The organism is Accumulibacter sp., from assembly GCF_029255145.1.
In the GTDB taxonomy this organism is placed as follows: Bacteria; Pseudomonadota; Gammaproteobacteria; order Burkholderiales; family Rhodocyclaceae; genus Accumulibacter.
In genome coordinates, this window is the sequence record NZ_JAPUVQ010000143.1 from 21,246 (window position 1) to 35,657 (window position 14,412).

Genomic DNA, 14,412 nt, shown 5'->3' on the forward strand with positions numbered 1-14,412 from the left:
CCCCGACTACTTCTTCAAGCTGTCACGAATCTCGCGCAATAGCACGACCTCCTCGGCCGGCTCCGGCGCTGCTGCCGGCGCCGCCGGCGGCTCGCTCTTCCTGAGCCGATTCACCTGCTTGACCATCACGAAGATGATGAAGGCGAGGATGATGAAATTGACCAGGATGGTCAGGAAGTGGCCGTAGGCGAAAACCGGAACCTGAGCCTTTTTCAACGCTTCGAGCGTCGTCGCGGTCCCTTCCGGAACGCTGCCCAGGACCACGAACATCCCCGAAAAGTCGAGCTTGCCACCCATGATCAAGGCCACCACCGGCATGATCAGATCGCCGACGATCGCTTCGACGATCTTGCCAAAAGCGCCGCCGATGATCACGCCGACGGCGAGATCCATGACGTTGCCTTTCATTGCGAACTCTTTGAACTCCTGCAGCATGCTCATGCTGTTCCTCCACTGGTCGTTAAAAAACAAAAGGGGTGTCAAAAGCCGCAGCTGCTGGCTCGGCGCAATGCGCAATCGCTGCCGCCCGTTTGCCGGAAGGCTTTGGCCCCGGTTAAACGCCGCGCAGTCTTTCGCCCGCGGCGGCCAGCGTCGCCTCCTGCTTGGCGAAGCAGAAACGGACGACACGGTCGTCGTGTCCGTGGTGATTGAAGACCGATACCGGAATCACCGCCACCCCCACCTCGCGGGTCAGCCAGTACGCGAAATCCCGATCAGGCAGGTCGGAAATGGCGCTGTAGCGTGCCAGTTGAAAGTAGCTGCCGCGGCACGGCAGCAATTCGAAGCGCGAGTGGTGCAACTGCGCGCGAAAGAATTCGCGCTTCTGCTGGTAGAACGCGGCCAGCCCGAGGTGGCGAGAAGCGTCGCGCATGTATTCGGCAATCCCCAGCTGGCACGGCGTATTGACGGTGAATACGTTGAACTGATGGACCTTGCGGAACTCGCTCATCAGTTCCTGCGCGCCGAGCACATAACCGATCTTCCAGCCGGTGATGTGGTAGGTCTTGCCAAAGGACGACACGACGATGCTGCGGGCGGCCAGTTCGGGATGGCTGGCGACGCTTTGGTGTCGCACGCCGTCGAAAACGATGTGCTCGTAGACCTCGTCGGAGAGCACCACGATATTGGTTCCGCGCGTCAGGGCCGCCAGTTGCTCCAGATCGTCGGCGTCCAACAGGCTGCCGCTGGGGTTGTGCGGCGAATTGATGATGATCATCCGCGTGCGCGGGCTGAGCAGCGAACGCAGTTGCTGCCAGTCCGGCCGGTAATCCGGAAAAGCCAGCCTGGCGTAGACCGCCTGGCCGCCGACGGTCTCGATCGCAGGCACATAGCTGTCGTAGACCGGCTCGAAGACGATCACCTCGTCGCCATGGCGGACGAAGGCCGCGATGGCGGTGAAGATCGCCTGCGTGGCGCCGGCGGTGACGGTGATTTCGTGCTCGGCGTCGTAGGATGCGCCGTAGAGCGCCGCCACCTTGCCGGCAATCGCGGCCCGCAATTCGGGGACTCCGGCCATCGGCGGGTACTGGTTGCGCCCGTCGCGCATCGCCCGCAAGGCGGCGTCGAACAAGGCCGCGTCCGCCTGAAAATCCGGAAAACCCTGCGACAGGTTGATCGCCCCGCAGTCGGCGGCGAGTTTGGACATCACGGTAAAGATCGTCGTCCCCACCCGGGGAAGTTTCGAATCAATGACTACAGATGGCTGGCGCATGGCAATCCGCGCTGGGCACGGTGATCGGTGAGAAGGCGCCTAGTGTAGGGTTGCCCTGCCGATGAAACAAGGCCGGCGGCAGCGCAGCAACGGCTGACGGTGCGCGTCGGGCTGATCAACGGCGAGGCGATCTGATAGCATTCACCAATCAAGCGCTCTCAGGACGCCCCCCTCATGAACACCGCCGCCACCGCCCTGCGCAGCCTGTCGACCGCTGTCATCGTGCTGACCCTGCGCAGTGCCAGCGCCGCGGCACCGCTGCCGGCACTCGGCGCCGACCTGAGCCAGCTGACGGTTTCCGGTGTTTCATCCGGCGGCTACATGGCGGTCCAGTTCCAGGTGGCGCACTCGAAGCTGGTGCGCGGTGCTGGCGTGATCGCCGGCGGCCCGTACGACTGCGCCGAGGGCTCAACCCGGCTGGCGCTGACGCGTTGCATGTCGCCGTCGTCGTGGGCAGCGCTGCCATCGGTGGCGGAACTGCGCGCCAGGGCGGAGGCACTGGCCGGCGCCGGCCGCATCGACCCGCTCGACAACTTGCGCGACGACCAGGCATGGCTGTTCTCGGGCGGCAAGGACGACACCGTGGCGACGGCGGTAGTGGACCGGCTGGCAGCGTTCTACGGTCAGTGGATGACGCCGGCAGCGATTCGCTTCGTCAAGCTGCCCGAAGCCGGGCACGCGATGATCTCGGTCGCCGACCCCCAGGCCAATCCGTGCGCCAGCGCGCAGTCGCCCTACATCAACCGCTGTGGCGACTTCGACGCCGCCGGCGAAATGCTCACCCACCTGCTTGGCCCGCTGTTGCCACCGACCGCCACGACGCAAGGCGAACTGGCAGGCTTCGACCAGCGCCCCTTTGTCGACGGCCCGGCGATCGACGCCAGTCTGGCGAACGAGGGCTACCTCTTCGTGCCGCCCGCGTGCCACGCGGGGGCTTGCCGAATCCACGTCGCTTTCCACGGCTGCCGCCAGAGTGCGGCCCAGATTGGACGACGATTCGTGGAAGGCGCCGGCTACAACGGATGGGCGGCCAGCAATCGGATCATCGTCCTCTACCCGCAGGTGGCTCCGCGCTATGGCGCAGCGATGGGGTCATGGAAGTGGCTGAACAACCCGTTTGCGTGCTGGGACTGGTGGGGCTATTCGGGCAACGACTATCCCACCCGCCAAGGACCGCAGATCAACGCCGTGCGCACGATGATCGAGCGCCTGGCTGCGCCTCGTCAGCCCTGAGTCGGTCAACGGCGGCGGCGACGCTCAGCGGCGAAGCTTGCCGTAGATCACCAGCAGGATTACCGACATGATCACCGAGGCGATGAAGCCGGCCCCCTCGCCAGCGCGGTACCAGCCGAGGAACTGTCCAACCACCCCGGCAGAAAACGACCCGGCAATGCCGAGCACGACCGTAACCACGAAGCCCATGTTTTCCCTGCCGGGATGGATCAGCTTGGCAATCACGCCAATGACAAAACCCAGAACGACGGTCCACAGAATTCCCATCGCCGACCTTTAGTCAATCAATGTGTTAGCAGGCAGCAGGCCGTACGCGTCCAGCAAGCGCGACGGGCATCACAGGGGCGGGATGCGCAGGACCTGGCCGGGGTAGATCTTGTCCGGGTTGCCAAGCATCGGCCTGTTGGCCTCGAAAATCAGCATGTACTTATTGGCGTTTTCGTAGTGCAGTTTTGCGATCCGCGACAGATTGTCGCCCGCAACGACGGTGTAGAACATCGCTTCCGGCTCGCTCTGGTCGACCGACATCATGTCATTGACCCTGGAAACGCCGGTCACGTTGCCGCAGCAGAGCAAAATCTTCTCCTTGCTGGCCTGGTCACCGGCGACACCGAAGACCGTCGCCGTACCGCTTGCGCCGTCAAAAGTCACGGTCAGCCCGGTAACCGGCAGGCCCTGGGTATTGACGTACGCTTCGATGGCATCGCCGGCGCTGCGGTTCAACTCGCTCAGCCTGGCCGCGGCCGCCTCGTCATCGGGCGCGCGGTCAACGGCCGTCGACGCGGCCTCCGCATCCTGGGAGCGAAAAAGCTTCTCACCTGCCTCCTTGACGAAATCAAATAAACCCATGCTGTCTCCTCCGTTGGGGTGGCGCCTTCTGGCACCGCAAAAGTATCCATGGCCTGACGTTGTTTGCCAAACCGTAGCGAGTCTAGCAGCTTCACGGCCATAGGCAAAGGCAGCCGGAGGCGCGCCGACGACAGTGACGGCGATGAAGCACGGCAGGCACGCGCCGTATCAAGGGAGATTACGCTGCTGCCGGCGCCTGGCCGGTTCTACCGGCGCTTTGCTGTATATACTTGCGCAGCATGCTGTCGCGATGAGCGCCGCCACGTACAGCCACAGCATCGTGTCAGACGATCACGCCCCTAAAAAACTCTCCTGGAGAAATATTCATGCCGCTTGCCACCCATCCCATGGCCTCGTCGCTGCGCGCGTCGGACACCGGAAAGGTCGTTTCCGCGGAAGACGCGGTACGGCTGATCGAGGACGGTGACACCGTCGCCACCGGCGGTTTTGTCGGCATCGGCTTCGCCGAGAACATCGCCGTCGCACTGGAGAAACGCTTCCTCCAGGCGGCCAGTGACGACGCCAAGGGTCTCGGAAGTCCGCGCGACCTGACCCTGGTGTACGCCGCCGGACAGGGCGACGGCAAGGAGCGGGGACTCAACCACCTCGGCCATGACGGCCTGGTCGGCCGGGTCATCGGTGGTCACTGGGGACTGGTGCCAACGCTGCAGAAACTGGCGGTGGCCAATCGCGTCCAGGCCTACAACCTGCCGCAAGGGGTGATCGCCCACCTCTTCCGCGACATTGCCGCGGGCAAGCCGGGAACGATCAGCCGGGTCGGGCTGGGGACCTTCGTCGACCCGCGCTTCGGCGGCGGCAGGCTGAACGAGATGACCACCGTAGACATCGTTCGGCTGATGGAGATCGACGGCGAGGAGTACCTGTTCTACAAGGCCTTCCCGATCGATGTCGGGATCATTCGCGGCACCACGGCCGATCCCGATGGCAACGTCACGATGGAAAAGGAGGCGCTGACACTGGAAGCGCAGGCGATCGCCATGGCCGCCCGAAACTCGGGCGGGATCGTCATCGTGCAGGTCGAGCGCATTGCCGAACGCGGCACGCTGAACCCGCGTCAGGTGAAAGTGCCCGGCATCCTGGTCGATTGCGTGGTCGTCGCCGAAAAACCCGAATACCACATGCAGACCTTTTCCGAGCAGTACAGCGCGGCTTTCGCCGGTGAGATCAAGGTGCCGATGTCGGCCATTCCGGCGATGCCGATGAGCGAGCGCAAGATCATCGTCCGTCGGGCCGCCTTCGAGCTGCGGCCGAATGCCGTGGTCAATCTCGGCATCGGGATGCCGGAAGGCGTCGCCAGCATCGCCGCCGAGGAGCAGATCGCCGACCTGATGACGATGACCGCCGAGCCCGGCGTGATCGGCGGCATCCCGGCCGGCGGCCTGAGCTTCGGAGCGGCGACCAACGCGCAGGCGATCATCGACCAGCCCAGCCAGTTCGACTTCTACGACGGCGGCGGCCTGGATATCGCCTTCCTCGGGCTAGCGCAGGCCGACCGGCAGGGCAACCTCAATGTTTCGAAGTTCGGCCCGCGTCTGGCGGGCGCCGGCGGCTTCATCAACATCTCGCAGAACGCCAAGAAAGTGGTTTTCGTCGGCACCTTTACCGCCGGCGCGCTGGAGGTCGCTCTCGACGACGGAAAACTCCGCATCGTGCGGGACGGCAAGGCGCGAAAGTTCGTCGAAGAGGTCGAGCACCGCACCTTCAGCGGCGCCCAGGCCCGCAAGAGTGGTCTGACCGTCCTCTACGTGACCGAACGATGCGTCTTCAGGTTATGCCGCGAGGGCCTGGAGCTGATCGAGATCGCCCCGGGCGTCGATCTGCAGACGGACGTCCTCGACAAGATGGATTTCGTGCCGATCATGCATGGCCAGCCGGCGCTGATGGACAGCCGGATTTTCCGGGAAGAGCCCATGAAACTGCGGGCGGAGATGCTCGAGATCCCGATGGCCGACCGCTTGTCTTACGATGCCCGGAAGAACATTTTCTTCCTCAACTTCGAGGGACTGAGCGTCCGCACCAGCGACGATATCGCCCGGCTTCGACAGGCTGTCGGGGAGAAACTCGGGCCGATCGGCCACAAGGTCTACGCGATCGTCAATTACGACCGTTTTTCGATCGTCCCCGAACTGGTCGACGACTACATCGACATGGTCAAGGAAGTCGTCGACACCTACTACCACAACGTCACCCGCTTCACCTCGAATACCTTCCTGCGCGCCAGGCTTGGCGAGGCTCTCGCGAAGCGAAAAATCGCTGCGCGCAGCTACGAAACCGCCGCCGAGGCCGAAGCACACCTCAGGCCTGACTGACTTGGCCGCACAATTCATGTCGCGACCCCAGCTCCTGGTTAATGCCAGGAGATGCATCGGTCAAAGCCGGGTGAAATGGCTTGGCAAAGGATAGCCGCCCGCCCCCTTTTCAGCCTTGCCAATAGCGGTTTGCGGCGAAAGCGCACGACGGACGCAGTCGGCAGGATGAGGTGCGCGCAAACTAAGCGGCACGGTGTTGGTAAATTCCTGAGTTCCAGGGGATGACGCGCTGAAAGCGCAGCCACACACCGTGTTCCCAACGACAACCGGCTCCGTCAGAGCTGAAGCACCCCGGGTCGGGTGTCAGCGGGTCCCGGGCGATCGGCGGAACGGCTTACAGCACGAGAGAGAGAACAAATGCGAAAACGGAGAAGCGGCATGCAGCCGCTTCTCCGGGCCTCAGTCAGCGCCTTTTCAGGCTTGAACTTTGCGGCGCGCGCAGAAGGCAAGGGCGCCGATCCCCAGCAAGGCCAAGGTGCCCGGCTCAGGGATGTTTGGGTTCACAGAGCCGAAGGTGATGTTGTCGTATCCGGTTTGATTGGCGGTGCCGCCAAAGTCGATCGAGTAAGCCGTGCCGCTGAAGGCCACACCGACCGGCGTGAAGTTACAGAAAGTACCACTCGGGTCGCCAGTGCAGTTGTCGGTATACTGAGCCGTCAGATTGAGCGACCCAAGGACGTTACCACCGCCGGCCGCGCCACCCAGCGCATCATACACGCTGACAGTCGCCGCGGTGGACGACGTGTAATAGAACGAGAAGCCGGTCGTAAAGCCCGCAGCGTAATCGAGAACGGCGGTCGCCGCATTCAGGAAGAACATGATGGTATTGGGCGTCGGCTCGTTTGCGAAGTTGCCGTTACCGCCGTTATCCGCATCGACAAGCCCGAGGGCATCAACGAACTGGACGCCGTAGTTCGGGCCGGAATTGCCCAAGCTATCGGTTCCGCCGTTGTAGAAATTCTGGATGTCGGCGTAGTCACCCACACCTTCGAAGGTCAAGGTGAAGGCTCCGGCTTGAGCGCTGCAGAGCAAACCAGCAGCCACAAGGGCAGCGTTCAGTAGGCTAGTCTTGATGAGTTTCATGTCGTTTACCCCTGTTAGAGAAGATTCGTGTCATAGCTAGACTGTCGGTGCGCCTTACTGCGGACTGGCCACCGTTCGGATTGAATTCAACCCGACGTTTCTCTAGCATTTTTCGTGCCACTACTTTCAACATGCTGATAAATGGGCATTACATCCCCAACTGTCAGCGGACAACAACAACGACTGTAAGATTTTTCGACACTGGCTCTTGCAGCGCCCGGCCCGGCCTGCCCAGCGCGAGTGTCCGCTGCCAACGATCTCAGCCGTAGCGCCCCTCAATGTCGTCAGGGGTTCCTTGTGGGTTGGGGGAGCGAACATCTCTTCGGTCAGCGCGTGCTCGACCACTCTGCTTATCAGCATGAAGATGCACTCCTCGCTGGCGCGCTGCGGCTGCGCCATGTTGTGGGTGGCGATCAGGATAGTGTACGGGCGACGCAGTTTCCAGAGCAGCACCTGCCGCAGCGAGTCTTCGACGATCGCGTCTGGTGTCTCTGATCCGGCCGCTGGAGATCAACGGAGCGGAATTACGCAATAGGCCATTCCGACGGCACCGATGAGCGAGCGCAAAAACATCATCGCGTGTCGGGCCGCCTTCGAGTTGCGGCCGGTTGCAGTGGTCCGTCTCGGCATCGGGATGCCCAAGGATGATGGCGACGACGACCTGGATGTCTGCTTCCTCGGACTGGCGCAGGCCGGCTGGCAGGGCAACCTCAATGTTTCGAAGTTCGGCCCGCGTCTGGTGTGTACCGGCACTTTCATCAATATCTCGCAGAACGCCCGAAAGGGGATCTTCATCGGCACCTTCGCGGCCGGCGCGCTGAAAGTCGCGATCGACGACGGCCAGTTCCGAATCGTGCAAGACCGCGAGGCTGGGAAGTTGGCCGAACAGATCGGACACGGGACTTTCAGGGGCGCCCAGGACCGCACGAGCGGACTGACGGTCGACATGGTCAAGGAAGTGGTCGACACCTACTACCACAAGGTCACCCGCCTCACCTCGAATACCTTCCTGCAGGCCAGGCTCGGCGAAGCTCTACGGAAGCAAAAAATCGCCGCGGGCAGCTACCAAGCTGCCGCCGAGGTCGAAGCACACTCCGGCCGCCGGAGTGATGCGCCGGCGATAATCTGATCCAGGGGCCCGCGTGGACAACCTCGATCACGGCGCCCTGACGCCGCCGGACTGCGCCGCGATGCCGATCCGGCGAAATCCGGCAGCTGTCGCGATCCCGATGCTTATCCGCAGCCACCAGCAGCAGAACGTGGCCGACATGAGGATGATCTGTCGGATTTCTTTACACATGGGGTCTGCGGTTCCCGCAAACTTTTTAGTAAGTAACTGACAAAACTTGACTATTAGTTTTTGGCATGAAACGTGCTTTGATCAAGGCAACCTGTTTCTGCAACATTTCCGTAAGAGTTTGTGCAGCAATGGGGGTTGCCAGGGTTGGTTCTGATGCGTTCGGAGCGCCAATCGATCAACCGATAACTAAAACCATCAATCACCCAATCACCACTTGGAGCAGACAAATGAACAAGACACATCTGGCATCAGGAATGAAACTTCGGCACGCCGTCCAGCTCGGTCTGGCTGGCTTGGCACTCGCCTGCACCGTTCCCGCTTGGGCCGTGGCGATCAGCGTCGAGAATGGCGGGATCACTTTGAACTCGACTGACACGAGCACTGCCGGCGACGTGGGGGCGCCCTGGGTCATCAACGAGACCATGACCTCTGCCGGCACCCTGAAACTTGAAGGTGATCCGCTCGGTGGTAACAACCCGACCGGCAGCGGCCACGCGGCCGGGAAGTGGTTCCAGAAAATCGTTACCAACAACACGGGGGTGGCCTGGACGTCGTTTGAACTCGAATTGCAGGTCATCCTTGGGACGCCTTCCGGTCAGGGCGACGGTCTGAGCTTCGCCGATGGGTCTGCTGTGACGGGGCTTTTCAGCTCCGACGTGTTCTCGGGCTACACCCGCATCGATGACACGCGGGATTACCTCAACTTCAGCGGCGGCACCGTCGCTGATGGTGCGACGGTGACTTTCAATTTCGTGATCACTGACAACTCCGGCAACGATCCGTTCTACCTGCTGCAGACCCCCAACAAGCAAGAAGTGCCGGAACCCGGCACGCTCGCTCTGCTCGGCCTCGCGGGTATTGGCATGTTTGGCCTTCGTCGGCGCAAGTTGGCCTAGTAAGAACCGGCAGAAACACCAGAACGGCGAACCCTCGGGTTCGCCGTTTTCTATTGTGGCTGCTTTGTCGGTGGTCGGTGTCCTGCACTCGGTTCACCAACCGCTGCCACCCCGCTCGTCTCCCGCCCGAGGATGGCGCGAGGCTTTGTCTGTTCGCCTAGGTGCCGGCACGTTCAAAGCGCCGCACCAGGCAGCGGCCAGACACACGGAGATCAGACCCAGCCCCTGCAAATAGCGTCGCCCTATCGACGCACGACCGGCGTCCGTTCCACGCCATGACTCAGCGCGTCAGGCTCAGCCGTAGCGCCCTTCAATGTAGTCGGCGGTTTCCCTGTGCGTCGGGGTAACGAACATCTCTTCGGTCAGCGCGTGCTCGACCACTCGGCCCATCAGCATGAAGACGCACTCCTCGCTGGCGCGCCGCGCCTGCGCCATGTTGTGGGTGACGATCAGGATGGTGTACTTGCCGCGCAGTTCCCAGAGCAGCTCTTCCACCGCTTCGGTACCCTTTGGGTCGAGCGCCGAGCAGGGCTCGTCCATCAGCAGGAGCTTCGGCTTCACCGGCAGCAGGCGGGCGATGCACAACTTCTGCTGCTCTTCCAGCGACAGCTCGGTGGCCTTGCGCTTGAGCCGGTCCTTGACCTTGTCCCAGAGCAGTACCTGCCGCAGCGAGTCTTCGACGATCTCGTCCGGTGTCCCGCGGTGCACATCGCCGCCGCCCTTGGCGTGCAGCCGATGGCCGAAAAGGATGTTGTCGCGGATCGAAATGGGCAGTGGATTCGGACGCTGAAAGACCATCCCGACCTGCTTGCGCACCTGGATCAGCTCGACCTGGGGGTCGTAGATGTTCTGGCCCATGACGTCGATTCTGCCGTCGATGCGCACGTAGCCGAGACGCTCGTTGATGCGGTTGACGCTGCGCAGGTAGGTACTCTTGCCACAGCCAGAAGGCCCGATCATCGAGGTGATCATGCCCTGTCGGATCCGCAGATCCACGTCGTACAGGGCCTGAAAAGTCCCGTACCAGAGGTTGAGTTTCCTGGTGTCTATCGCGTATTCGGGTGCTGGCTGCTGCAGATCTGCGGCTTGGGCGGCGGCGGTCATGCTGGTTGTCCTTCGTTGGCATTGATCAAGTCTGTCGAAAGCCGGGGCCTGCGCCGCAGCCATTCATCTGTGGGCCTCCTGCCTAGCGCCGGGCTCCCCGGCTTCGCGGCAGCAGTGAGAAGCCGGGATTCGGGTATCAGCCGAAGCGGCCCTCGACGTAGTCGCGGGTGCGCTGATCCTTCACCTCGCCGGTGAACAGATCCTCGGTCACCCCCACCTCGACGCACTCGCCGTTCAGGAAAAAAGCGGTCCGGTTAGCCAGACGCCGGGCCTGCTGCACCAGATTGGTGACCAGGATGATCGTCACGTCCTTGCACAGTTCCTTGAGGACGTCCTCGATGCGCATCGTGGTCACCGGGTCCACCGCAATCGAGAACTCGTCGAGCATCAGCAGGTCGGGCTCCTGTGAAAGCGCCCTGGCGATCGTCAGCCGCTGCTGCTGGCCACCCGAAAGCAGGCTCCCCAGGGCATTGAGCCGATCCTTGACTTCGTCCCAGAGCGCCGCGCGGGTCAGGCAGCGCTGGACGATCACGTCCAGTTCGGCCTTGTTTTTGATTCCCCGCAAACGCGGCGACAGCGCGACGTTTTCGTAGACCGTCATCGGCAGGCCGACCGGCAGCGGAAAGACCACGCCGATGCGGCTGCGCAGGGCATAGACGTTGCTCAGGCGGCGGGTATCGCGGTCGTTGAAGCGGATTTCACCGTCCACCCGCATGCCCGGGGTAAACACGTCCATGCGGTTGATCGCCTTGAGAAAAGACGTCTTGCCCGCGTTGGCCGGGCCGATGATGCCGAAGATCTCGTGTTCGCGAATTTCCAGATCGACCCCCTGCAGGGCCACCGAGCTGCCGTAGCGGATGCTCAGGTCCTTGACCAGCAGCTTGGTCCGTGCCGCGGTGGTGAAGACGTCGATTGGCTCGTCGACTGCGGCCGGCGCCAGAGAATTCTGACTTACCATTTCTTTTTCCCCCTGAGCCACATGCGGAAGGCGATCGAGGCGCTGTTCATCAGCAAAACCAGCGCGATCAGCACCAGGGCGATCCCGAAGGGTATTTCGTCGGCGATGCCGGGGACCTGCGTGGCGGCGACGAAGAGGTGCAGCGACAGCGCCATGGTCTGGTCCATCACGCTCTGCGGCAGGAAAGGCGTAAAGAACACCGCGCCGGTGAACATGATCGGCGCGGTCTCGCCGGCGGTCCGCGAGACCTCCAGGATCACGCCGGTCAGGATGCCGGTGATCGAGTTCGGCAGAACCACCTTGCGGATCGTCTGCCAACGCGTCGCGCCCATGTTCCAGCATGCTTCGCGAAACGCCTGTGGCACCGCCTGCAGCGACTCGCGGGTGGCGACGATCACCACCGGCATGGTCATCACCGCGAGGGTCAGGCTGGCCGCCAGGATGCTGGTTCCAAAACCGAAGAAGATGACGAAAGCCCCCAGCCCGAACAAGGCGTGGACGATCGACGGAACGCCCGCCAGGTTGATGATCGCCAGGTTGATGGCGCGGGTAAACCAGTTGTCGCCCGCATACTCGCTGAGATAGATCGCCGCAAACACGCCAATCGGTACCGACAGCAGCAGCGCCACGGTCACCAGCCAGACCGTCCCCAGCAAGGCCGGCAGAACCCCTCCGGAACGCATGCCATCGGTGGGCGCGGTAAACAGGAACTCCCAGGAGATCACCGCGCCACCCTTGACCACCAGCGTGCCAAGGATCAGCAACACCGGCGCGATCAACATCAGGGTCATCAGACCGAAGAGCAGTCGGTAGAGACGCTGCACGCGCTCGTTACGCTGGTTCAGGCCGGTCGCCTGAAACAGTACTGCATTGGCCGTTGTCATTTTCTATCCCTTGCGAATGCCACGCACGATCAGGTCGGCGGTCAGGTTGACGGTGAAGGTGACCAGGAACAGCAGGATCCCGATGGTGAACAACACCTGGTAGTGCTCGCCACCGACCACCGTTTCGCCAAGCTCGGCGGCGATCGTGGCGGTCAGCGCGCGTACCGAATCGAAGATGCTGTCCGGGATATTGACCGCATGACCAGTGGCCATCAGCACCGCCATGGTCTCGCCGAAACCACGGCCAACGCCGAGCAGCACGCCTCCGAGCAGGCCGTTCTTGGCCGCCGGCAGCACCACCTTGTAGGTCACCTGCCAGCGTGTCGCGCCCATCGCCTCGGCCGCCTCGCGGTAGCGGTCGGGCACCGCCTTGAGCGCATCCTCGGCGATCGAGGTCATGATCGGTGCCGCCATCAGGCCGAGGATGATGCCGGCGTTGAGCACGCACAGCCCCACCGGAACGTCGAACCACTTGATGATCAGCGGGTTCATGATCACCAGCCCGATGAAGCCCCAGACCACCGAAGGAATGGCGGCCAGCAGTTCGACCAGCACCTTCAGCGCTTCACGCGTCTTGCCGCTGGCGAACTCGGCGATATAGATCGCCGTACCCAGCGAAAACGGGATCGCCACCAGCATCGCCAGGCCGGTGACGCTCGCCGTGCCGGCGATCAACGCCAGGATGCCGTATTCGGGATCGTCGGCATCGCTCGGAGACCAGTACGGGGTCAGGAAGAACTCGCGAAAGTTGAGATGCTCGATGATGAAGCCGATCCCTTCCTTGGTGACGAAGACGAAGATCCCGAGGACAAAAACGATCGCCGAGACACCGCAGACAAAGACCACCGCCTCTACCGCCTTGTCGACATACCAGTCGAAGTCACGGCGATCGAAGTCGTTCACTTCTCTGGCAGCAACAGCGCCGCCCTGGGTAGGGTTGCTGGTAACCATCTCAGCTGGGCTCCTCGCCGCGCAGGGTCTCCATCAGGTTGCTCACCTGCACCGCGATCTGTCGACACAGTTCCCCGTAGCGTGCGCGCTGCTGCTCATCGGGAAGATCCGCGACGCCTGCGCCGAAGTCCCACTCGAGCGCTACGGTATGGAACGGTACGTTCGCGATGTACGACTTGATCGGTCCCTGCAGGCTGACGATCACCTGAAACTCGGAGAGATCCTGATGCGAAAGATCGAGTGCCCTGGGCCGGTGGCGGCCGAGATCGACGCCCAGATCCTGCAGGGCGCTGACCGCCTCCGGCGCCAACGTACCCGCCTGCCTGCCGGCGCTCCGGTACTCGCCGCCCGCGGGAAAGTTCTTGCGGCCGATCGCCTCGGCGGTCGGGCCAAGGACGGTGTTGTCCTCATCGAGAAAAAGGATTCGGAAAACCCGCGCCGCCTTGGTCTGGCCGGTGACCGCGAAAACCGTATCCTCACAGACGTTCTTGGCCTGGTCGGAAACCCGTTCGAGGGCGTTGAAGACGCCAAGATAGGCGAACAAATCCTCGGTGCTGAACTGGCCAGCCTCACCGACCAGATCGCTGAAGGCGACGTCGAAAGTCCGCTCGACCTGATCGGCCATGACCATCGTCGCCCTGGCCTTGTCGCAGTTTCCTTCGATGAACGCCGCGGCCGCCTGCTTGAACATCTGGCGCGACTCGCTGGCCAGCATTTCGACGCTGCGCTTGATCAGCGCGTCCGGGCGCTTGACCACGTGCACCGACTCGCGCGCGATGGTCACCGCGTAGTCGCCGACACGTTCGAGACCGATGTTGGTGTGAATCACCGCGGTGATCAGACGCAGGTGTCCGGCGCTCGGCAAATGCACGCCGATGAAGGCATGACACATCCGGTCCAGCGCGCGACTGATGGCATTGATCCGCTGGTCGCCGAGAACGGTGGCGTAGGCCATTGCGTCGTTGCCGTTCAGCAGGGCGCGCACTGCGCTGGTCAGCGCATCGTCGACGCAGTCGGCCAGCAGCGCCAGTTGCTGCTTGATCCGGGACAGGTCTCTCTCGAGACGTTCTTCGTAATGACTCATCGGTAGCGGCTCCCCACAGCGCGTTCGGA

Annotated in this window: 14 protein-coding genes; 4 read left to right on the top strand and 10 right to left on the bottom strand. The window is 62.7% G+C overall.

From position 1 onward, the window contains the following. Nucleotides 1-6: 6 nt before the first annotated feature. Both mscL and Q1L50_RS17640 read right to left on the bottom strand, forming a co-directional pair. Nucleotides 7-441: a large conductance mechanosensitive channel protein MscL gene (gene mscL, locus Q1L50_RS17635; protein ID WP_300341332.1), complete on the bottom strand. Its 435-nt coding sequence runs from the start codon at nt 439-441 to the stop codon at nt 7-9. Nucleotides 442-553: 112 nt separating this feature from the next. Next, nucleotides 554-1,711, bottom strand: a complete 1,158-nt coding sequence (locus tag Q1L50_RS17640) for a pyridoxal phosphate-dependent aminotransferase (RefSeq protein ID WP_300341334.1) — start codon at nt 1,709-1,711, stop codon at nt 554-556. Nucleotides 1,712-1,885: 174 nt separating this feature from the next. On the opposite strand from Q1L50_RS17640, the gene Q1L50_RS17645 reads away from it, so the two are divergent. Continuing rightward, the gene (locus Q1L50_RS17645) at nt 1,886-2,944 is read left to right on the top strand and encodes a poly(3-hydroxybutyrate) depolymerase (protein WP_300341336.1); all 1,059 of its coding nucleotides are present in this window, start codon (nt 1,886-1,888) and stop codon (nt 2,942-2,944) included. Between the two features lie 24 nt (nt 2,945-2,968). Here Q1L50_RS17645 and Q1L50_RS17650 read toward each other — a convergent pair whose 3' ends face one another. Further along, entirely contained in the window at nt 2,969-3,211 is a 243-nt protein-coding gene (locus Q1L50_RS17650) for a GlsB/YeaQ/YmgE family stress response membrane protein (protein ID WP_300341338.1), read from the bottom strand. A gap of 69 nt (nt 3,212-3,280) precedes the next feature. Further along, complete coding sequence (gene lysM, locus Q1L50_RS17655) at nt 3,281-3,793, bottom strand: peptidoglycan-binding protein LysM (RefSeq protein WP_300341340.1); 513 nt, start codon at nt 3,791-3,793, stop codon at nt 3,281-3,283. Between the two features lie 326 nt (nt 3,794-4,119). Here lysM and Q1L50_RS17660 point away from each other — a divergent pair, with 326 nt between their 5' ends. Then, nucleotides 4,120-6,123 carry an acyl CoA:acetate/3-ketoacid CoA transferase gene (locus Q1L50_RS17660; protein WP_300341342.1) on the top strand — a complete coding sequence of 668 codons (2,004 nt, stop codon included), beginning with the start codon at nt 4,120-4,122 and terminating at the stop codon, nt 6,121-6,123. 414 nt (nt 6,124-6,537) lie between these two features. Here the strand turns inward: Q1L50_RS17660 and Q1L50_RS17665 are convergent, their stop codons facing one another. After that, on the bottom strand, nt 6,538-7,206 hold the full coding sequence (locus Q1L50_RS17665) for a PEP-CTERM sorting domain-containing protein (RefSeq protein ID WP_300341343.1): 669 nt from the start codon (nt 7,204-7,206) through the stop codon (nt 6,538-6,540). A gap of 553 nt (nt 7,207-7,759) precedes the next feature. Between Q1L50_RS17665 and Q1L50_RS17670 the strand changes: the two genes are divergently transcribed. After that, the gene (locus Q1L50_RS17670) at nt 7,760-8,335 is read left to right on the top strand and encodes a hypothetical protein (protein ID WP_300341345.1); all 576 of its coding nucleotides are present in this window, start codon (nt 7,760-7,762) and stop codon (nt 8,333-8,335) included. Between the two features lie 398 nt (nt 8,336-8,733). Further along, nucleotides 8,734-9,402 (top strand): PEP-CTERM sorting domain-containing protein, encoded by a 669-nt coding sequence (locus Q1L50_RS17675; protein ID WP_300341347.1) that lies wholly within the window; start codon nt 8,734-8,736, stop codon nt 9,400-9,402. Between the two features lie 294 nt (nt 9,403-9,696). On the opposite strand, the gene Q1L50_RS17680 is transcribed toward Q1L50_RS17675, so the two are convergent. The 5 genes from Q1L50_RS17680 to Q1L50_RS17700 form a co-directional block, all read right to left on the bottom strand. Further along, nucleotides 9,697-10,506, bottom strand: coding sequence for a phosphate ABC transporter ATP-binding protein (locus Q1L50_RS17680; RefSeq protein WP_300341349.1), 810 nt, complete (start codon nt 10,504-10,506; stop codon nt 9,697-9,699). Nucleotides 10,507-10,642: 136 nt separating this feature from the next. Next, entirely contained in the window at nt 10,643-11,464 is an 822-nt protein-coding gene (locus Q1L50_RS17685; RefSeq protein ID WP_300341351.1) for a phosphate ABC transporter ATP-binding protein, read from the bottom strand. Then, on the bottom strand, nt 11,458-12,348 hold the full coding sequence (gene pstA, locus Q1L50_RS17690; RefSeq protein ID WP_300341353.1) for a phosphate ABC transporter permease PstA: 891 nt from the start codon (nt 12,346-12,348) through the stop codon (nt 11,458-11,460). The genes Q1L50_RS17685 and pstA overlap by 7 nt, the downstream gene beginning before the upstream one ends. Nucleotides 12,349-12,351: 3 nt before the next feature. Further along, nucleotides 12,352-13,299 (bottom strand): phosphate ABC transporter permease subunit PstC, encoded by a 948-nt coding sequence (gene pstC / locus Q1L50_RS17695; RefSeq protein ID WP_300341354.1) that lies wholly within the window; start codon nt 13,297-13,299, stop codon nt 12,352-12,354. Nucleotide 13,300: 1 nt separating this feature from the next. Further along, nucleotides 13,301-14,383: a PhoU domain-containing protein gene (locus Q1L50_RS17700; protein WP_300341356.1), complete on the bottom strand. Its 1,083-nt coding sequence runs from the start codon at nt 14,381-14,383 to the stop codon at nt 13,301-13,303. Nucleotides 14,384-14,412 lie beyond the last annotated feature (29 nt).